This is a genomic window from Allobosea sp. FBZP-16, from assembly GCF_002831785.1.
Taxonomy (GTDB): Bacteria; Pseudomonadota; Alphaproteobacteria; order Rhizobiales; family Beijerinckiaceae; genus Allobosea; species Allobosea lupini.
The window spans coordinates 62,884-82,687 of sequence record NZ_LNCQ01000026.1 but is presented as its reverse complement, the minus strand read 5'-3'; the positions used below and the strand labels follow the sequence as shown (position 1 = coordinate 82,687).

The 19,804-nt window shown below is 63.7% G+C and carries 17 protein-coding genes; 8 read left to right on the top strand and 9 right to left on the bottom strand.

Going from position 1 to position 19,804, the window contains the following annotated elements; all coding sequences use genetic code 11:
* Positions 1–107: 107 nt before the first annotated feature.
* Complete coding sequence (locus CXY91_RS14175; RefSeq protein WP_100962039.1) at positions 108–1,310, top strand: RHE_PE00001 family protein; 1,203 nt, start codon at positions 108–110, stop codon at positions 1,308–1,310.
* 64 nt (positions 1,311–1,374) lie between these two features.
* Here the strand turns inward: CXY91_RS14175 and CXY91_RS14170 are convergent, their stop codons facing one another.
* The 7 genes from CXY91_RS14170 to CXY91_RS14140 all read right to left on the bottom strand — a co-directional run bounded on the left by CXY91_RS14170 (position 1,375) and on the right by CXY91_RS14140 (position 9,170).
* Positions 1,375–2,751, bottom strand: a complete 1,377-nt coding sequence (locus tag CXY91_RS14170; protein WP_100962038.1) for a thiamine biosynthesis protein ThiF — start codon at positions 2,749–2,751, stop codon at positions 1,375–1,377.
* Positions 2,752–2,759: 8 nt separating this feature from the next.
* Positions 2,760–3,281 (bottom strand): hypothetical protein, encoded by a 522-nt coding sequence (locus CXY91_RS14165; protein ID WP_158673404.1) that lies wholly within the window; start codon positions 3,279–3,281, stop codon positions 2,760–2,762.
* A complete protein-coding gene (locus CXY91_RS14160) occupies positions 3,229–3,717 on the bottom strand; it encodes a DUF7665 family protein (protein WP_100962036.1) in 489 nt (162 codons plus the stop codon). The genes CXY91_RS14165 and CXY91_RS14160 overlap by 53 nt, the downstream gene beginning before the upstream one ends.
* Positions 3,714–4,217 (bottom strand): hypothetical protein, encoded by a 504-nt coding sequence (locus CXY91_RS14155; RefSeq protein ID WP_100962035.1) that lies wholly within the window; start codon positions 4,215–4,217, stop codon positions 3,714–3,716. The genes CXY91_RS14160 and CXY91_RS14155 overlap by 4 nt, the downstream gene beginning before the upstream one ends.
* Before the next feature lie 111 nt (positions 4,218–4,328).
* The gene (locus CXY91_RS14150; protein ID WP_100962034.1) at positions 4,329–7,745 is read right to left on the bottom strand and encodes an ATP-dependent helicase; all 3,417 of its coding nucleotides are present in this window, start codon (positions 7,743–7,745) and stop codon (positions 4,329–4,331) included.
* A gap of 7 nt (positions 7,746–7,752) precedes the next feature.
* Positions 7,753–8,382 (bottom strand): hypothetical protein, encoded by a 630-nt coding sequence (locus tag CXY91_RS14145; RefSeq protein ID WP_100962033.1) that lies wholly within the window; start codon positions 8,380–8,382, stop codon positions 7,753–7,755.
* Between the two features lie 2 nt (positions 8,383–8,384).
* Positions 8,385–9,170 carry an RNA polymerase sigma factor gene (locus CXY91_RS14140; RefSeq protein WP_100962032.1) on the bottom strand — a complete coding sequence of 262 codons (786 nt, stop codon included), beginning with the start codon at positions 9,168–9,170 and terminating at the stop codon, positions 8,385–8,387.
* A gap of 502 nt (positions 9,171–9,672) precedes the next feature.
* Between CXY91_RS14140 and CXY91_RS14135 the strand changes: the two genes are divergently transcribed.
* The 3 genes from CXY91_RS14135 to CXY91_RS14125 are packed head-to-tail and all read left to right on the top strand — an operon-like array spanning position 9,673 to position 14,776.
* On the top strand, positions 9,673–10,947 hold the full coding sequence (locus tag CXY91_RS14135) for a metallophosphoesterase family protein (RefSeq protein ID WP_100962031.1): 1,275 nt from the start codon (positions 9,673–9,675) through the stop codon (positions 10,945–10,947).
* On the top strand, positions 10,947–14,435 hold the full coding sequence (locus CXY91_RS14130; RefSeq protein WP_100962030.1) for an AAA family ATPase: 3,489 nt from the start codon (positions 10,947–10,949) through the stop codon (positions 14,433–14,435). Before CXY91_RS14135 ends, CXY91_RS14130 begins: the two co-directional genes overlap by 1 nt.
* Before the next feature lie 41 nt (positions 14,436–14,476).
* Positions 14,477–14,776 (top strand): hypothetical protein, encoded by a 300-nt coding sequence (locus tag CXY91_RS14125; protein WP_100962029.1) that lies wholly within the window; start codon positions 14,477–14,479, stop codon positions 14,774–14,776.
* A gap of 116 nt (positions 14,777–14,892) precedes the next feature.
* On the opposite strand, the gene CXY91_RS14120 is transcribed toward CXY91_RS14125, so the two are convergent.
* Together CXY91_RS14120 and CXY91_RS14115 are read right to left on the bottom strand one after the other, a co-directional pair.
* The gene (locus tag CXY91_RS14120) at positions 14,893–15,810 is read right to left on the bottom strand and encodes a nucleotidyl transferase AbiEii/AbiGii toxin family protein (RefSeq protein ID WP_100962028.1); all 918 of its coding nucleotides are present in this window, start codon (positions 15,808–15,810) and stop codon (positions 14,893–14,895) included.
* Complete coding sequence (locus CXY91_RS14115; protein ID WP_349236594.1) at positions 15,800–16,654, bottom strand: type IV toxin-antitoxin system AbiEi family antitoxin domain-containing protein; 855 nt, start codon at positions 16,652–16,654, stop codon at positions 15,800–15,802. Before CXY91_RS14115 ends, CXY91_RS14120 begins: the two co-directional genes overlap by 11 nt.
* A 651-nt stretch (positions 16,655–17,305) precedes the next feature.
* Between CXY91_RS14115 and CXY91_RS14110 the strand changes: the two genes are divergently transcribed.
* The 4 genes from CXY91_RS14110 (at position 17,306) to CXY91_RS14095 (ending at position 19,795) form a co-directional block, all read left to right on the top strand.
* Complete coding sequence (locus tag CXY91_RS14110; RefSeq protein WP_100962027.1) at positions 17,306–17,491, top strand: hypothetical protein; 186 nt, start codon at positions 17,306–17,308, stop codon at positions 17,489–17,491.
* Between the two features lie 96 nt (positions 17,492–17,587).
* Positions 17,588–18,643 (top strand): DUF3991 and toprim domain-containing protein, encoded by a 1,056-nt coding sequence (locus CXY91_RS14105; protein ID WP_465246861.1) that lies wholly within the window; start codon positions 17,588–17,590, stop codon positions 18,641–18,643.
* Positions 18,644–18,784: 141 nt separating this feature from the next.
* Positions 18,785–19,387 (top strand): DUF1419 domain-containing protein, encoded by a 603-nt coding sequence (locus tag CXY91_RS14100; protein ID WP_100962026.1) that lies wholly within the window; start codon positions 18,785–18,787, stop codon positions 19,385–19,387.
* Positions 19,388–19,399: 12 nt separating this feature from the next.
* The gene (locus CXY91_RS14095; RefSeq protein ID WP_100962025.1) at positions 19,400–19,795 is read left to right on the top strand and encodes a DUF3085 domain-containing protein; all 396 of its coding nucleotides are present in this window, start codon (positions 19,400–19,402) and stop codon (positions 19,793–19,795) included.
* The last annotated feature ends 9 nt before the right edge of the window (positions 19,796–19,804 follow it).

The window sequence follows — 19,804 nt, the reverse complement described above, 5'->3', positions numbered from 1 at the left end:
TCATTATCGATAATACATTCTTATCGGGAATGATAGGTGTGGATCTTTGGGTGTCGATGTGAAACAAGCGAATAGCATTTTAGATTGGCTATGATAGATTTATAGGCGTGAATTCAACCCGATATGACTTCCCACGCGCTGAGCGCCAAGCTCTGGTTTCGGACTGCGCAGCCGCTTCCGAGAGCACGGCGATCACGCTCGTCCGCTTCGACGAGCGTTTGCTCCGGGCCGAGCCCGTCCTGGCCGAAGGCGCGCGCCAGCGCGGCCACGCCTTTGAAGCCCAGGCCCTGATCGGGCTCACTGGCGGCCTGTGCCCGCTCGAGGATCTTTGCCTGCACGACGCCGGCATGGATGTGCGCAGCCCGACACGCGACGTCGCCCGCGCCGCGACCATCCTGGAAGAGCGCCGGCGCCTGTCACGGCGTGAACCGGCCGAGGTTTTGAGTGAGAGCGCCCTGCGACTGCGGCTCGGGATCGAGGAGGCACCGGAACCAGACCGGCCGGACCGGGCGACGACCTCGTCAGGGGCCGCAAAACAGCTCGCGGCGCCATGGGACCGGACTGATCGTGAAGACGACGATGACGACCAGGCCGATGAGGATGACCTAGATCTGGACGAGGAGGATGATCACGGGAATCCGGCCTTTGCTGAGATCGACGCGCTGTTGGTGCGCACGCGCAAAAAGCTCGACGCCTGGAACGATCTGACCTCCGACGAAGGCCGCAAGAATCTGACCCTGCGCGATCCCGGTTATGACGCGGCCGGGCGGCTCGCACGCTGGCTCCAAATTCTGGAAGATGGCAGGGAGCTGCCGGCGGCGCTCGCGGCGGCGCTCGCGCTCGATGCCTGGCTCTGGCTCGAGCCGTCGGAACGCTCGGGCGAGCTCGGGTTCGCGCTGGCCGCGACCGTGCTGCGGCAGCGCGGGGTAGCGGCAGGGCATTTGCCCATGCTTGGGCTGGGGTTGAGGCGCGGGAAGTTTCGCTGGAGCCCGCACCAGGCGCTTAGCCTCCGGATCGCGGGGCTGCTCGGCGCCATCGCCAAGGCGGCCGCGTTTGGTCAGGGGGATCTTGATCGATTGACCTTGGCGCGAATCGTGATGTTGCGGAGGTGCGAGGAGAGGCGGGGGAATTCCAAGCTCAGCGAACTGGTCGACCTGTTCGTCGCGTCGCCGCTCGTCACCGTGCAGCTCGCGGCCGCGCGCCTGCAGGTCACGCCGCAAGCGGTCGAGGCCATGCTGAAAGAGCTCGGCGCCAGCCTGCCGCGCGAGCTGACGGGACGAAAGCGCTATCGCGCCTGGGGAATTATGTGACAGCCTGCATATGCCTCAGGGAAGGTCTGAGCGGCCTTTCACCTGCGGCTCTTGATGAACGCGATCAAGCTTGCGCTGCGGTGAAACCGGGATTGAACCCGGAAAAGTCGCGAAGCTGCGGAACGGCGCGGGCATATGCGAGGTCGACCAGATTCATGTCGACCAGCCGGTGCAGAGCGCCGCCGTGCAGGAGACGCAACACCTCACCGAGCACGAGTGTGGACGCAACCGCGCCGACGAACGGTGCGCCAACCGCTTTGCCCGCCAGCATAGTCACGCCGCAACGGTCGAGGGAGCCCTCGTCGAGCATCTTGCGATAGGCCGCGGCATCGATCGCTGATTGGCTGCCTTCACCTTCGTCTTTCCACAGCGTGGTCGCCGACATTTCTCCAGGCAGGGTGTGGATGAGCAGGCTGCGGAAATCGTGATGCCCGCGACCCAGCCCGGCTTCGACCACGAAGTCGAAGCCGACCGCGTCGAGCGCGCGGCGGCCCATGGCATTGTCGAGGCCACATAACGCGATCGACGGTTCATCGCGGTGACGGCGGCAATTCTCGTCGAAGAGCCGCTCGGTGATGGTGGTGGCGAATCCTCGCCGTTCCGCCCATGCAGCTGCAACGCGTGTCTTCTTTTTGCCAAGCTTCGTGCTGTCGGAGAGGATCGAAGTGCTCTCGGTCGAAGGCGTGATCACGTCCACATCCTGAAGGAGCAGCTCGACTTTCGCGTCGGCCGCGTAGGGCAAAAGACCGAGCCCCCAGAGATAGGCCTGGCCGAGATGCCCAAGACCGATGAGCCAGAGGCGGGATGGAAGGTAGGAGAGCTCCGGCGCGCGCTCGTCGCACGACATCCAGTCGATCGACCGCGACAGATTCCAGAGATTGAGTCCGGCAGTTCGCTTTCCGGCGAAGGGACTGTCGCCCGAAAGGTGGAGGAACGCTTCATTGATCGCCAATGCGGCGGCGAGCATCGGCGCCAATGCCATCGGTCCGATCTCGCCGCGATCGGGACCTTCAACATGACCGGGCACGATGCCACCACGCCAGCCATCGAATACGGCCCTGATCGAGAAGCCGTCTGACTTTGGCTTGGCCGGACCGCCGATCGCGATGAACGGGATGCCCGCGGCCGCTGCCCATGGCGTGCCGCCTGCGGCCACGACGGCGTGCCGGAGGGTCGGGCCGGGAGACACCGGAATGGTCAGCGGCACATCGAGGTCGCCCTCGACGGTTACGCCGCCGAGAAAGACGCGCCGGCCGAGTTCCACTGCGGTCAGCAGCGCGGCCTGGTGATAACGATCGATCGCTTCGACCGGTCCGATGGACAAGGCGATCCGGTAGCCGCGCAGCAAGGCCTCGGCCTCTTGCCGGCTTGCGACCGTGCCATTGTCCATGGCTCGCTTGGCGAGCCGATGCATCTCGTCGGCTGGGGTAAAAGTGTTCATCGCAATCCTCAAAATCCAATGTTGAAGAATTGGCGACGTTGAGCACGCGGTACGGTTTGCCATGCGCCGGCGCCGAGGTAACGGTAGATGCCGATGTCGTCGTGCTGGATCGGCTTGCGCGCGAAGCGCGGAAGGATCAGCGCGATATGCCCGGCCTGCGAGACCATGGGATAGGCGCGATCGGAGTTGCTCTGCCCGGAATCGCCGGGATGGACATGCACATCGGCGACGACGGTCAGACCGCGCTCCCGGCACATCGCCCACAGCCGCCCGAAATACTTGCCGTCGAAGCGGACGATTCCGGTGTCGAGACTGTGTGGATCGAGATCGTCATACAGGACGAAATCGCTGATCCGCGCGGCGCCATTCGCGTCGGCATAACCGAGCAGGAAGGCGCCGCTTTCACGGCTTTCGCCGCGCCCACGCTCGCGCAGTCGCGCGGTCAATCGCCGCCACAGAAACCAGGAGCATGACAGCTCACGCTGCGGCGCGAGCAGTCGGTTGATAATCGCCGCAATTGAGAAGTTCATGCACAATCTCCAGATACTGTGTGATGCCGCGCTCGGGACGCCAGATCATCGTGGGTGTTTCGGTGCGCCAGTTGTCGTGTCCCTCCCGGCTGACTCGGTCGCATGGGAGATACAGCGCGGTGCCCTCCTTCCAGTCGGGCCGAAACACCGCGCTGACACGACCGCCTTTGCCGCGCGGCCATCGGTCGAAAGGCAGCGGCGCGTTGCGCTCCGCGTCCCAGGGGCGTGCCGTCGGTGCGATCGCGGGATAGCCGCTGCAATCGAACCTCAGGACGTATTCCTGACCGTCGATGGCCGAGATGCCGAGCAACACGATCGGCCAGGTGATCGAGATCAACCGGAAGCGGCCTTCCGATTGTGCGAGCCGAAACGCCGGTCGGGCGAGGTCGGCGCGCAGGGCCCGTTCGTCGGGCCCTGCCGGTGCCGGGATGCTCATGCGACACCCCAACCGTTGACCTTCGGCGTGGTGACGAGGTCGAACTCGACCTTGCACTTCGGGCAGGATGCGAGCGTGCCGATATGTGTGCCCGGATCGGGCTGATCGGTCGTGCCGGCGATCTGCAGATGGTGGTGGCTCGCCTCTTCTTCGGTCATGCCGAACTTGCGGACCGTCACCCAGTGCTTGACGCGGGCGACCGTCGCACCCGGCGCGAACGCGTGGCGCACGGTCTTGTCCTTGAAATGGACGATGACCTCGATCGTGCGGCAACGATGCACATGCGCCTTGATCCCGGCGCGGCCAGCCTTGTCACGAAGCTTGGCATTGCTATCGATCGGCTCGTCCTCATCCTCGAGGAACAGGACGATCTCACCCGCGATGGCATGTTTCCCGGCAATTACCGCCTGCAACGCAGCGAACGTGGCCTCGGCGTCGATTTCCAGATGCTCGAGCGCGCCGACGCCCTCGCCCTGATAGTAGATGTCGATGATCTTCATGTCCCAACCCTTTCGGTGGCGAGAGGGCGGGCCCGATTGCCGTTCCTGTCGCTTCTGCCGGGCTAATTCCGGGTCACGGGCGAAACCGGAACCGGGCTGGGAAAAAAGATTCTACGCGATGGCGAGCGGACCTCGCGGAGCCGATGCGCAGATGAAGAAGTGCGGGCAGCGGGGGCAGCTGAAAGCGTTGGGATCGGGCGGAAACAGACCCGCTGCGATCCCTGCGAGGATTCTCTCGACCGCCGTGTCGTTGTCGCCAGCCTTCTTTGCTTTGGGCGCTGGCACGTCTTCGACGCCGCTGTCACTCGGATGCACAGCCTCGACCACGGCGCGGGGCCCGAAATTCTGCGCAGCGGCGCGTTGGTAGAGCGAGTATTCGAGCTTACCGAATTCGGTCTTGCCCCGCTTGCCGGTGCGCACCTTGCGCACGACGATGACGCCGTCGTGCCGCTCGGCGATCTCGTCCGGTGTGACGATCACCTTTCCATTGCGGTAGTTGATGGCGAGCGGAGAAGCCTCACGAAACCGTCGGCCGGCTCCGGCCCTGATCAGGCCCTCGATGATGGTGTCGGCCAGCGTGCGATAGTCGGCGACATAGGGGCTGTCGTGCGGGGCGCTGGTCTTCCAGATCGCATCGAACGCCTCCTGAGCGGCTTTCAGGTCCGGTGATGCGCTGACCCGCGCTTCGGCAAGCCAGTCGATGAATTCGTAGATGCAGGCGTGCGTGCGCTCGAATGGCGTCGTCCGCCGAGCGGTGCCGATGCCGAGGACGTGGGTATAGAAGAAGCGCAACGGGCAGCTCTCATATGCCGATACATGCCTGTGCGTCCGCTCCCACTCATCCGCGATGGTGATCTCGATGCGGCGTGGCGGACGCGGCGGCAGATGGATCCTGGCTGGAGACGCGACCGACCGCAGGCTGCCTGCGATCCGCGCCAGATAGTCTGAAGGGTTACGTGCTGTGCCGTTCGCCTGCCGCTGATAGCTGTAGAGGCGCAGATAAGTTCGCGCGCGCGACATCGCGACGAAGAACAAGCATTCTTGCTCCTGCTTGTGGGCGCGCTCGGCCTCTTCCGGCACGGTGCCGATTGCACCTTCGATCATGCCCTCCGGCACGGGACATGACAGGCCGCGATAGCTGGCGGGAATGCCGGTCTTCACGAAGCCTGGAATGTGAACCGCTTCGAATTCCAAGCCTTTGCTGCCATGCACGGTCATGAGCCGCACGGCATTCATCTGCAATGCCGCGTCAGGCACCTGGCGCAGATCCCGCTCTTCCGCGAGCAGAACCAGATTGCGGACGCGATCGAGCAATGTCTGCACCGGCGAGCCTGTCGCCACGGCGCTTTGGTCGCGCAAGAAATTGAGGAACTGCCATACCGCGATCGACCGCATGCGGTCGCCGATGCCCGTGCCGGACGCCATCTTGCGGACGAGATCGGTGCGGTCGAGGAGGAAGGTCGTCGCCATGTCCCAGGGCGACGCTGAAGCTTTCATGCCAGTGAGGTCGCCAGCGAGTTTCGTGACGCCTTGGACGCCGGCTGGCGAAAGGCCTGCGATGGATGGGAGTTCATCGAGATGGAGGATGGCCGGCTTCTTGTTGGCGCGCAGGTGGTCGAGCAGCCGTTTCACATCCTGCGCCGGGATCGCATATCGTTCTATGCTCGAGATGCGGACGAGGCCCGCCCCGAACCGATCGGCCGCGAGGCTCAGGACGCTGAGCAGATCCCGCACCTCCTCGCGCTCGAACAGGCTGCCCAGATGGAGAACGGGAATGCCCAGATCTTCCAGCGCCTGCGCGATCTCATTCAGCCTGTCGTTTGTGCGGCAGAGGATGGCTTGGTCGCGAAGGACGATGCCGCTCGCCTCCAGTTCTCGAACGCTCGCGGCGATGCCGGCGGCCTCATCGGCAGGATCGTCGAGCGTGCGCAGTTCTGGCTCCGCCTCCCCGATGCCGCGCTCGGCTTTCAGGGGCAGGTTCGCGAGCTCCGGCGGCAATGGCATTCCTGCGGAGAACCCACCGAATGCGTCCAGCACTTTTTGAGTCGATCGGTAGCTCAAGCCCAGCTGACCAAGCTTCGCGCCGGGGAAGTCCGTTCCGAACGAAGCCATGTTGGCGGAGGACGCCCCCCGAAAGCGGTAGATGGACTGGCGAGCGTCACCAACCGCCCAGAGCTTCTCGCCTGCGCCAGCGACGGCCTTCACTAGCCGGACGCTGGCGCGGTTGACGTCCTGGTATTCGTCGACGAGCAGATGGCGGTGGCGGAGACGCACCGCGTTGCGCACGGCCTCGTCCTGCTCGATGAGCAAGGCCGGCAGCATGATGAGATCGCCGAAATCCACTGCGCCTCGGCTGCGTTTCGCGTCTTCGTAAAGTTCGTAGACCGATGCGATCTCAACGCATTTGGCGGCGAGATCGGTTGCCTTCTCGTCCAACGGGTCGGCGCTCTTCGCCATGGCTTCCGCCAGACGCCGATATTCTGCGGGTGTCACGACTTCGTCCTTGGCGCGCGAGATCGCTTGCAAAATCTCGCGCAACACGACGACCGGGTGCCAGAGATTGCGATAGTGCCTGAGCGGCAGAGTGGGCAGGATTTGCTCCAGCACCGAGATTGCGTCGCTGCGGTCGAACAGCGTCGGGTCCGATGGCAGCGCGAGCTTTTCGTGAAACCGCCTTACCAGATCGAGGCCGAAGCCGTGGAAGGTGCCGACCCACATTTGGGCTGCATTCTCCCCGATGGCTTTGGAGAGACGCTCGGACAATTCGCCGGCCGTCCTGTTCGAGAAGGTCAACACGAGCATGGATGGCGGATCGACATGGTCCGCAATCAGCGTCTCGACCCGTCGAACAAGAGTGCGAGTCTTGCCGGTGCCGGGACCCGCTCGCAAAAGATAGGGCGTACCACGATGGCGCGCGGCGTTCTCTTGGGCTGGATCTTCCGAGAAGGTCGGCTTCGGTTTGCTCTCGGTTAGCTCGATCTTCGGCAGGAGCAGTTCGTCCAGGATTTGCTGGCGCACGAGCGGAACCGGCAGGCCAGTCGCAGCGGTGATGTCGGCTGCCGACATGCCCTGTTCGACATGCATGTGTCGCGCAAGGTGGCGCGGAAACAGGAACTCGCGGGCGAAAACGTTTGCTTCTAGTTCGCGCCGTTCGCGGGCGCCATAATCCTCGACCTTTTGCAGTCCGACGGGGGCTAACTCGGTCGAGCGAGACGGGTCGATGTCGCTCGCGCTGCAACAGCTCGACATCGTATGGACAGCGACGTGGCCAATTTCATGCCCAACAAGAAGCGCGCGATCCGCGTCCGAGCCTTTGTCTTCCGCGCAGATCGTGCGGCTCTGCTGGTCGAAAACCGCGCGGCCGCCATTGAGCGCCGTATTGCCCGGCTCAAGGAACGCCAACTCTATGCCGTAATGCCGGATCGCGGCATCGACGAGCGTCAGCGGCTTCAGCGCATCGGCGCCGGCGGCCACGAATTGGTCGTGCAGCTGTGCGGCAACGACCCGAATGGTTTCGAAGGAATCCACAGGCGTCTCACATATCCAAAAGATGCCGTTGCTGTTCGGGTGTCAGGCCCGAGCTTCGGACTGCTTCCTCGAACGTCTCGCGTTTTTGTGCGACCGGTTTGCTGTCGGATTTATGGAGCTGCTGTGCGTTCACGGTCGGTCCGGAGCGAACATGCGCCATCAGCGCTTCGACCGGGACGTCGAGGCCGGCGGCGGCGACCCTGCAAAAGCCGGGATGCGCATTCAAGCTTTCGGGCTCAATCCTGCCGTCACGAAGTTTCATGACGAATATCGAGTTGGCGCCAAGCTTCGCCGCATACGCACGAAACCCGTCGGTGCTGAGAGATGTGAAGGGATTGGCGAATGCGATTGGCGCTTCAGCCAATCCCTTCTTCTCCAACTCGAACGAAACGTTCTGGAAGTGGCTGATGGCACGCGAGACTGCCGGGCTGACCGCTCCATCGGCGGCCTCGTCGCCTTCTTCGTCGCCAAGAGAGCTCGTGGTCAGCGCAAGCTGCACAGCAAATTCGGTCAAGGCTGCGGCGTGCTGCGGATGTCTGCGAACGAACGCGTCGAGCGTCTTTGGATCGGGGGTCGGCATGGCGAGGGCGAGCGCATAAAGCACATCACCCTCGTCCTTCGTACTATTGGTCATCATGGTCAGCTCTCCTGCCGGAATGTTTTCAGTTTGGCCGCCACCTTGGCGAGCCGCTTGTTGATGGCTCGGCGGCCCACGCCAAGAATCCTAGCGGCGGTTACTTCGTCCGGGTCATCCGATTCGATCGTGTAGCCTTCGATCAGTACCAGTCTGACGGTCTCCCGCTCCTCCGGGGATAAGGTGGCGAGGAATTTGCCGACCTGCGTCAGGTAGACGTAATGACCCTGCTGCGCGGGGCTGCGTGCAGCCTCCGACAGCTTTGCAAGTATGTTCTCGTGGTCGAGTGGGCGGCCGTCCTCGTCCTTTTCCTGACCGATATCGACGAAGACCTTCTTGCGCGCATTGTCCCTGCGGACCTGCTTCCACCAGAGAAACTGGAACGCCTGATTGAAATTCACTTCGTAATAGTCGAGCGCGGTGCTGTCCTCGTTGCTGCCCACGCGCGCGAACATCACGTTGAATTTGAACATCACCTCGTCGCGAAGGCTGCCGGCGTCTGTCCGGCTGCCATCGGGGATTGCCCGCTTCAGCCGCGCCTCGCAGCGGGACATAAAATGGACGTAGAGCTTGCCTTCCGTCGACCTGTCCTTTTTCAGCCGGGCCTCTCGCATCAGGTGGAGGAGGCATTCCATCGGCATGTAGTCGGGGTCGCGGACGTTGCGGATCGCCGCCCGCTGCAAGACCCTCTCGGGACTCTGGGCCAGCGCCTCGTCGATGCAGGCCTCGATCTCGGGCCGGCGGGTGTAGAAGCCGCCTTCGTCCATCTTCTTGTTCAGTGGTCTCGCCATTTACCGCCTCGCGTGCGCAACAGTGGTGTTCCGGCGTCCACGTTTGGCCCGCCTCTACGCCTCTTAATTCCGGAAGAAGCCCAGAACCGGAACCACGCCGATCGAAAAAAAGTTCGAAGCAGGCCCGGCAGAATCATCGGCCCACAGCGTGGACCGCAAACAGCATGAAGTGAAAAGGCAATCAGAGAGCTATGGCAGTGTAGGCATTCAGTTCCACCCGTTTCGGGATTGTCGAGCAGGGGATCGCGTCTGCCCCGACGAAGTCAGAGGATTGCAAATCGCCGAGGTACATCACGCTTCGAGAACGAGAACGTTTTCGCTTAACCGAAGACGTTGGCGATCGTCTCCCCTTAAGTCGTTGTCCTCTCCAATTGCGAATTCTCAATTTTGGCGTGCATTCTAAGGTATATGATCGCAAAACGACGACTCAAAATCGAGCCTATCGATCTGCACGTAAACTCCGGTTATCGTATTGGGGGCGTGAAGGTCGGGACGGAGCAAAATGGCCTATCAGTTCGTCCACGCAGCCGACATTCACTTGGATTCGCCGCTTCGCTCTCTAGCGCTGCGTGACCCCGCCTTAGCGGATCTAATCGGAAACGCGACTCGGCGGGCCTTCGTCCGCATCATCGATTTATGCCTCGACGAGCAGGTCGACGCGCTGCTGCTGGCCGGCGATCTCTATGATGGCGACCAGACCTCGATGAAGACGGCGCGGTTCCTGGCCGAACAGCTCCGCCGGCTGCACGAGGCCGGCATCCGGGTTTTCGTCATCCGCGGCAACCATGATGCGCTGTCGCGGATCAGCAGGGAACTGATCTTGCCGGATTCCGTGAAGCTGTTCGGCGGTCGCGCCGAGGTGATTGCGATCGAGCGGGAAGCCAGCCAGTTTCCTGTCGCGATCCACGGTCTCAGCTTCGCGCAACCCCATGCCCCCGAAAGCCTTCTCGGCAAGTACAGGCCCCCGGTTGAAGGAGCCGTTAATATCGGCCTGATGCATACCAGTCTCGCCGGCGCGCCCGGACATGATCTCTATTCCCCCTGCAGTCTCGCTGATCTGCAGGGCACCGGCTTTCGGTACTGGGCGCTCGGCCATGTCCACAAGCGCTGGGTCGTCGAGAGCGGCTGCGCCATTGTGATGCCCGGTATGCCGCAAGGCCGAGACATCAACGAGGCCGGCGCCAAATCCGTGACCCTGGTCACGATCGGCGACGATCGCTCGATATGGATCGAGGAACGGGTCACCAGCATCGCGCAGTTCGAGAGGGTTACCGTCGACGCGACGGGAATCGACGATTGGCGCGATCTCGTCACTGCACTGGCGCGAGCGCTGGAGCAGGCGCGCGGCCACGTCGCCTCGGAACATCTTGTCGCCCGCCTGCGGGTGACGGGGACAACGCCCCTGGCCTGGCGCATCCGGCGCGATCTCGATCTCCTCAAGACGGAAGCGGATGATCGGGCATCCGTCATCGGGAGCTGCTGGGTCGAGAAGCTCGAGGTCGATTGCCGGGCGCCCGGTGCGATCGTCGGCGCATCAGCCGATCCGCTCACCGAACTGCGCCGCCTGATCGATGAGGAGGTCATCGGCTCCGACGCCTACCAGGCTGAGATCGCGGGCATCGCCGAGGAGCTCAGGACGCAGCTTCCGCAGGAATGCCGCGGCCTGCTCGGCTCGGACGAAGAGGCGTTCAAGTCCACGATCGCAGCGTTGGCGAGGGACGGATCCGAGGACGTGCTCGCCAGGCTTCACGCAGGTGCGGAAGGCGGCGTTTCCTGATGCGCCTGAAGTGCCTTGATCTCACACGCTATGGCAAGTTCACCGATCACCGCATCGAGTTTGGCGAGCGGGTGGAAGGTCAGCCCGACCTGCACATCGTCTACGGACCTAACGAGGCCGGCAAATCGACGGCTCTGGCCGGATTTCTCGATCTTCTCTTCGGGATCGAGACGCGCAGCCGCTTCAACTTCATCCACCCCTATCCGACGATGCGCGTCGGCGGGACACTGGAGCTCGCGGGCGGTCCCCAGCAGCTCGTTCGGATCAAGCGGCCACAGAACAGCCTGCTCGATGCGCGCGACCAGCCGATTACTGAGGGCGTCCTCCTGGGAGAACTCGGCGGCATCGATCGCGAATCCTATCGCACCATGTTCTCGCTCGACGACGCGACGCTGGAGGCAGGTGGCGAAAGCATCCTGTCGAGCAAGGGCGATCTCGGCCAGCTCCTGTTTTCCGCCAGCGCTGGCCTGGCCGATCTCAGCAAAGGTCTCGTCGATCTCAAGGCCGAGGCCGAGGGCTTCTACAAATACCGCGCCCGCAGCGGCAAGCTCTCGGACCTCAAGGCCCGTCTCGTAGAGCTCAAGGCTGAGCGGGAGCGGGTCGACACGCTAGCGTCGGACTATGCCCAGCTCATCGAAGCCCGCGATCGGGCTGCCATTCAGTACGAAGAAGCGATCGGCAGCCGCGGGAGGATCCAGGCGCGCATGGACGAAATCCAGCGCCATCTGAACGCTTTGCCCCGGCTGGCAGATCTGCGCGGTCTCCGCCAGCGCATCGCGCCGTTGGCCAACCTCCCCGACGCTCCGAGCGGCTGGGCAGAGGAGCTGCCGCAGTTGCAGAAGGACGAGATCGAGCTCGGCATTCGCGCGCAAGGTCTCACCGAGGAGATTGCGGAGCTGTCGGGGCAACTCGATGCGATTGTGGTGGACGAGACGGCGCTGCGGCTGGCCGACAAGGTCGAGCGGCTTGCCGATCTGCGTGCTCGCCATGTCACGGCCGAGAAGGACATCCCTGAGCGCCGCCTGCAACTGCGCGAGGCCGAACTCGCGATTGCCACGATCCTGGGCCGCATCGAGCGGACCGGAGAGATAGATCCCAAGCGCCTCGTGCTGGGAGCCTCCGTCGTCGGTGCTCTTCGCACGCTGATCGAGACGCGCTCCGGCATCGAGGCCGCGCTGAAATCGGCTGCCGACGAGTTGTCCGAGGCTCGTCGCCGATTGGACGAGGCGCAGGCCAGGCTGGGTAAGGCCGGCGGCGATCCGCAGACGGGGCAGGGGCGAGAGACATGGATGTCGCTCGCGGCGACCGTTGCGGCCGCGCGGGCGGACGACCATGCAGCGCGTCGCCGGCTGGCCGAACGGGCTCGTGATGCCGCCCGCGCGACGTTGGCGGATCGCCTGCGCGCGCTGCAACCCTGGAGCGGTGACGTCGATGAACTCGTCGATCTGCCTGCTCCCCCTGTGGCTGAGATTCAGCGCTGGACGCTGGCGATCGCTGAGGCTCAGAAGCGGATCGAACAGCATGCCGGCGAGGTCGAGCGCCTGACGACGGAGCAGGTCCGCCTGACGGCCGAGCTGGACGCGCTCAGTGGGATCTCAGGTCTCGTCTCTGATCAGGAGGCCGCGAGCATTCGTGCAATCCGGGAGCAGGCCTGGGCCGCTCATCGCGGCACGCTCGATACGGCTTCGGCCGACGGCTTCGAGGCGGCGCTTCGGCGTGACGACATCGTCACGAGTGGACGACTCGGTCATGTGGCGGACGTCGCAAAACTCCACCAGGTGAGCCAGGCGCTGGCCATTGCGAAGGCAGAGTGCCACCGCGCCATCGAACTCCGGGATGTCGCAACAACGGCTCTGCATGGCCTCCAGCGCGAGATCGCGGCAGCCGTAGCCACGACCTGCCCGGGGCTGTCGGACAGTATCTCGCTGCCTCAGTTCGAAGCTTGGCTCGGCCGTCGAGACAAGGCTTTGGAGGCGCGGGCGCTCGTCCGAGCGGCGGAAAGCGATCTCCGGGAGGCGGCAGCCGACGCCGTGGCTGTCCGGGATCGGCTGGCGACGGCACTTGCCGCAGCCGGTCTGCCGCAGGGCACGGATGCCGGCTTCGAGGCGCTGCTGGTAGCAGGGCAGGGGGCAATCGATCGAGAGGTCGAGCTGAAGGCGTTGCGGGCCAGCGTCGATGAAAGGCAGCGTGACCTGGCGAGCCGCGAGCGTGATGTCGAAAAGGCCACGGGGGCCGGCCGGCACTGGAACGCCTCATGGACCAAAGCCTGCTCGGCCTGTTGGCTGGGAGAGGGCGGTACAGCGCCGACGCTTGCCACAGTTCGCGAAATCCTCGCCGCCATCACTGAACTGGGTCCCGTGCTGGAGAAGAAGGCTGGCCTCGTCGACCGGATCGGCAAGATGGAGAAGGATCAGGCCGCCTTCCGCGATGAGGCTGAAGCGCTCGCCAATGAGCTGGGGATCGTTGCATCCTCGGGCGATGTCCTGGATCTGGCGCAGGTCATCGGCGCTCAGATTCAGCAAGCCCACGCCGAACGCACGCGGCGGGCGACCGCTGCCCAAAACCTCGAGGCTGCTCGGTCCCGGCACCGCACGCTCTCCGAGACCTTGGCGGTTCACGATCGCCGCAAGACGGAGATGACCGCGTTCTTCAGCGTCCCGACCTTGGCGGAGGTTTCCAGCAAGCTGTCAGTCATCGAGAAGAGGGCGGAATTGGCGGCGCAGGCCGACGCTGCCGAGCGTGACATCCTCGCGGCACTTCGGCTGCCCGCGATAGACGAGGCGGAAGCTGTCCTCGATCTCGGCGATCACACTGCCCTGGAGGCTGAGCTTGTCGAGCTAAAGGCCCGCTTCGATGATCAGGACCAGCGCAGCCGTGACCTGTTCTCCGTGCACAGTAAGGCGCTCGACCGGGTCGAGGCCGTCGGCGGCGATGGCGCGGTGGCGAAGATCGAGGAGGAGAAGCGCACGCTGCTGCTCGATATCGAGGATCGCGCGCTCCGTTATCTCAGACTGAAGCTCGGCGCCGCCGCGGCCGAACAGGCGCTGCGCGCCTATCGCGACCTGCATCGCAGCTCGATGATGGCGAGAGCCTCCGAGGCCTTTGCGACGATCAGCCGTGGCGCCTATGCCGGGCTCGCCGCCCAGCCGGAGAAAGACGGCGAGATCCTGATTGCGCTTGGGGCGGGCGGCGGCTCGAAGGAAGCCGCGGAGCTATCTAAGGGCACGCGCTTCCAGCTTTATCTCGCGCTGCGGGTGGCTGGTTATTACGAATTCGTCGCCTCTCGGCAGCCGGTTCCGTTCATCGCCGACGACATCATGGAGACTTTTGATGATTTCAGGGCCGAGGAGGCGTTTCGGCTCTTCGGTGAGATGGCGCTGGTCGGGCAGGTGATTTACCTCACGCATCATCCGCATCTCTGCGAGATGGCGAGACGGGTTTGCCCCGGAACAATGGTGCATCAGTTGACCGCTGGTGTTCAGCAATAGGCCAGCGCTCAGACCGCTTCAGTACGGAGTACAGCGTCACTATGGAATACAACGGCTACAAGATCGCCACTTGGATCGATGATGATACGAATCATGCGCAGATGTTGAAGGGAAGAAGGGGACCGGAGCGTCTTTACGTCGATATCGACCCGATTGCCGGTGGGGATGGGCGGCAGCCTTCGAGCAAGCGTTTCAGCACCGAGATCTTGAAGAAACATCAATTCCCCGGGACGGAAGTCGAGCAGCTCGTACAAGTCGCGAAACTGTGGGTCGATGCGCCCGGGCTGTTCGTTTCTCCGCCCAGCTCCATTGCCCGCGCGTTCAGGCCATTTAAACGTTAGGGGTCCATCGCCGCGAGATCGGCTTTGCTGCTTATCGTCTCTATATCTGTCGGGGAGCCCAATGTCCCGGAACGCGGGATGTCACTCATGGCCAATCGATGATTCAGATCCGGTGTCTATGACAACATTCCCGCAATCGCTTGGCGTTGCTCGGCGTGCTTTCCGGGGTTCTGCTCCTTCAACTTCGTGAGGTTGAGCAGCTTCCAGCGAACTGCCGGCAAATCTGCCGCTTGCGGCAATCCGATCACCTCGAAGTCCGGTTCAGCATCATGCAGCGAAAGCAGGAACCGCATCGCCCTGCCATCGAGCCTCGCGAGCAGGTCTTTGGTCAGGCGCGCTCGCGCGTCCTTCAACTCGCTCAGGCTCACAGGCCTGACCGTCATACCCTCGAACTCTTTGGCAAAGGCGTCGTCGATCTCGGCAAGGGACGGCTTGATCAACTCGTGCGGCGGCCGGCCAGAACTTGCAACATAGACCAGGAAGGTCCGAAACAGCGCGTCGGTAAGCCCCTCGTTCTCATAGAGAAACTTCACATCGAACAGATCGCGCGGATGCTGGCGATCGACCGCTGCATGGAGCTTGCCGCCGAACAGATCATCGAAGGCGACGACCTGCATCTCGGCGAAGCCGAATGTGTCGGCGACGGCGTCGGTGACCGGCCGCAGTTCGGGAGGATGCACCGTTCCGCGCGCGACTGGCGAAGTCTCGATCTTGACCTCGGTGCTTCCCTGGCGGACCAGCACGCGTGTGTCATTGTTGCCGCCGCCGGCGATCCGCTGGACCGTCACGCCCCGGAGGTTTCGCAGAAGATCCTCGCGGATGCGATCAAGCGCCTCGTCGATACCGGCAAGTGTCGCGTCACGATCTTCGATCGGAAGATAGGTGAGGTCGATGTCGACCGACAGGCGAGGCATGTCGCGATAGAAGAGATTGATGGCGGTGCCGCCCTTGAGCGCGAACACGTCCTGGCGCGCTATGAAGGGCAGTGTCCGGACCAGGAGTTCGACCTGCCGCATATATTGCTCACGCGCCATGGGCAGCCTCCTGCGGCAACAGGTCGGCCGGCACCGTGATCCGATAGGTCGGGTGCAGCCGCCCGAGGGCGGCGAGAGCGCGATCGCCTCGCCCCATGTCGATGAGCGACATGTCGATATGCTTTCGCCAGGCGTGAGCGTGTTTGTCGGCATAGACGAAGAACAGGCGCTTGACCTTCACGCTCTGGCATTGGGCGAGCAGCATCGTCAGCAATTTAGGGCGCAGATTGACCAAGCTCTCAAACGCCATGTCCAGGGTGTGAAAGCTCTCGTTTTTTGGCAGTTCGTCAAGTGCCTCGAGGATCGCTCGCTCCGCTGACGACATCCGTATCGGCCAACGCCAGGGACTGAGGGTGAGCTCCACATCCGGGCCGTCGGACAGGCTGAATTCGCTATCTTCAACTCCGGTCGGCTGCTCCCCAAACAGCGCATCGCTTCGCCGGACGAACCGTGCATCGGTTTGCAGCTCGACCAGCCATGTCGGTATGTCCGAGCCGTAGAGATAGATCGCTGCGTCCCCGCCCAACTGCAGATAGTGCGAATGACCGTGAAGGCCGAGGGCGCTCGTCCCTCCGACATGGAAGCCATGTCCCATGATCCATTGCGCGGAGAGCAATGGGATTTTCCATCCCGTCGCGGCTTCTCGACTTGCGCCGGTGTTAAGGGGGCGGCGGTAGAGGCCTTGTCTCAGCCGCTCCAGCCAGCCTTGCTTCACATAGCCGGAAACCGACTGTCGCGAGATGGCGTGGCGCGTCATCCAGGCCATATCCACCAGAAACCCCGGCGGGATGGTCTGGAGGAGTTGCTTCAGCTTCGACGCGCCTTGTCCATCCATGATGGACATTATGGCATACATTCAAAGTGATGGCGAGAACCGCTTTTGGCCATCGCTCTGATGTCAAACCAAAATTGACAAAAAGGTTCACTTTTAAAGTAGGCGGGCGGCTTCCCGCTGAATTGAGTAGCTCACCAGGCGTCTCCCTGCGGGCCGGGCTGTCGGCGAAGCTGAAGCCCCTGCGGGTCTTCACCCATCCGGGCGTCCATCCCTGACGCAGGATGGAGCCATCGCCGAACGATCGAACGAACAGCGAGCTGAATAGCGCACTCGGACTATGGTCTGAGCGGCGGCGCGCTACGCAAATCTGGCGAGCGTCCAGGCGATCGTCCACAACGAACTGCCACGACCCAAGGCAAGCAGTAGGCGGCGCTTGCTGAGACGAGCCGCGTCACCCCGACCAACAGCACGCGGCGGCCGGGTTGTTCTCGCCGAAATGCGTCGTTGCCATGAAGCCAGGTCCACCGAGAGCAGCGCAATCCCGTTCTGATGCGATGGCGTCCTGGTCCGGTTCCGGATCTTCCACGATCAACCCGCAAGGGGTCGGCTACGCGAGCGTGCCGCCGCTGCGGCTGACGCCTTCGCGGTGATCGCGACCGGCACCGGCCCTTCGAGGAGCCATCGAGCGGGAATTGCCCCGCTCCCGGATGGAGCCTCACGATGTCGAACGATCTTGTCCTTGCCCAGAGCCACGCCTTCGCACTCGCCCGCACGCTGATGGTCGCGGTCACGGTTTTCCAGATCGACGGCGCCTATCGAGTGCTGCCGAGCGACGAGATCGACGACGCAGACGACCTGCACGTCATTCACGAATTCGACCCTCATGATCGCCGGCCGGCTCATTGAGCCGGCCCCTCGTGCCGCTGGCGAGCAGTCGCCCGCAAGGGAGGCTGCGCCGCGGCCGATCGATCTCACCATTCCATCGATTGCCGATCCGCGCCCTTGCAGGCGCCGCTCGTCGCGGCGGTTGAGTCTAGATCCGCGAGATACGTGGAAGGGACGCCGCAGCAGGAAAGGCCGGACGTAAGGCCGGGAGAGATGATGGAGCAACGAGAACTCGAGGAACTGAAGAGACGGGTGCTTTGCGGGGCGGTGCTGGAGAAAGCCGGCTTCGCCGTCGATGTGAAAGAGAGCACGCGTCGCGCGGTCAAGCACCGGCGCAGCAGCGACATCATCATCGTGATCCACGAGGGCAGGGGCTGGTTCGATCCGCTGTCGGACGCCAAGGGCGATGTCTTTTCGCTGATCCAGCATCTGGACGGCGTCGGCTTTACCGATGTGCTTGTGCGTGCGGCCGGACTGGTTGGGTTTCGACCGGCGGAACTTGCGTGGCAGCGGCCGCGCACGCAGAGGCCGGATGTCTCTCTTGCCGAACGCTGGCGCGCCCGGCGAGCCCTTCGGCCAGGCTCCGCCACCTGGCGCTACCTGCGTCACGAACGCCATCTCCCCGAAAGCGTGCTGCGCGCCGCGATCCGGCAGGACGGGCTGCGGGAAGGTCCGTGCGGCAGCCTGTGGGCAGCCCATCTCGATGATCGAGGCGCGGTCACCGGATGGGAGGAGCGCGGCCCGGAATGGCGCGGCTTTTCGACCGGCGGCGCGAAGGTGCTGTTCCGGCTCGGCGTACCCGACGCCCTGAGGCTCTGCATCACCGAGGCTGCGATCGACGCGATGAGCCTCGCGGCGGTCGAGGGGCTGCGGCAAGGCAGCCTCTATCTCAGCACCGGCGGCGGCTGGTCGCCGGCGACTCAAGCCGCGCTGCAAATGCTCGCTGCCCGTCCTGGAGCAATACTCGTCGCGGCGACGGACGCCAACAGCCAGGGTGAAGCCTATACCGGCCGGCTGCGCGAGATCGCCGAGACCGCCGGCTGCGACTGGTCTCGGCTGAAGCCGCCCGGCGACGATTGGAACGAGGCGCTGAAGGAGAAGGCGAGGGAGGAAATAGAAAGACGACATAGGAGAGGAGGCCTGCCGCATGCCCGCTGGCCGCATCAAGGGTGACGCTTCGCCCGGCTGCGCCGGCCCTTGACCCGGCCGATCAGGGAAGCGGCCGCGGGGAAGGGGTCAGGAAGAGCCGAAGATGATGGCAATGTCGCGAGGATGAGCCGCGCTCCGGTCTGACGAGCCCCAAGAAGCCAGCCCATGACCCCTTCTCCGATCCGCAAAGTGTTCCAGGGCGTCGCCGATCGGCGGCAGATGTTCCGGATGTTCGACCGCCATGTGCATCGGCCCAACCGCGGCCCGCATGATGCAAGCTCGCTCTACTCAGGCGAATGGTTCGAGATCGGCCAGGCGGCGCACGACTACATGTTCGAGGTCCTGCCGCCAGTCATCTTGGCGGTCGACATGTTCGCGATGCGCGAGTTTTTGACCGGCTCGATCACCAGCATCTTCTTCACGCTGTGGATCGATGGCCGGGCCCGGTACTTCCACGCCTATTGCGATCTCGCCGATGTCGGTTCCGGCAGGCGCATGCGCGAGGCGATCATCGAGCGTGAAACCCGGCCCGTTCGGGCGATGACGCGGCAGGAGCGTCTGGAGCACATCTGGTCGAGCACCCATGACGACTATCGCGGCTATGCCGGCGAGCGCTGGCCCGCGCCCGACCGGGGCAAGCGCACCATCACCGTCTATGGCGGCCGGCAGGGAACGACGTCAAAACTACTCGACGGCCTGACGGACCAGGAGATTAGCGAAAATCTCCCCGTGCATCTGCGGTACCTGCCCGACGCGATCGCGGCGTGATGGGCGGCGGCAATGTTCAGCTTTTCCGTCACGGATGTCCGCGCCGTCATCACGCGCGGACGGATCGACGCCGTCCTCAATGGCGGCTTTCGCAATCCTCATGGCCTCAGCGCCGGCAAGAACGAACGGCCGGGCCTATGGTTGGTCGGCGATGAGGGCGTCTACATCATGTCCAACGGCAAGCTCGCCGAGGATCAGCGTCCGCTCGTGGTCTACGCTCACGAGTGCGATCCCAAGACCAACCCGGACTACTGGCATTACAAGCGCCAACACTTTGGCGGCGATGACGGCGTCGAATTTCTTGATGCCGCCGTGCTCGTGAAGTTGATCGACGCCGCACCGACAGCGACGCATCTCAAGATCGCGATGGCAGACGACGCCCTGTCGCTCGCTTTGGTCCGGCGCTGACCCGCCGGG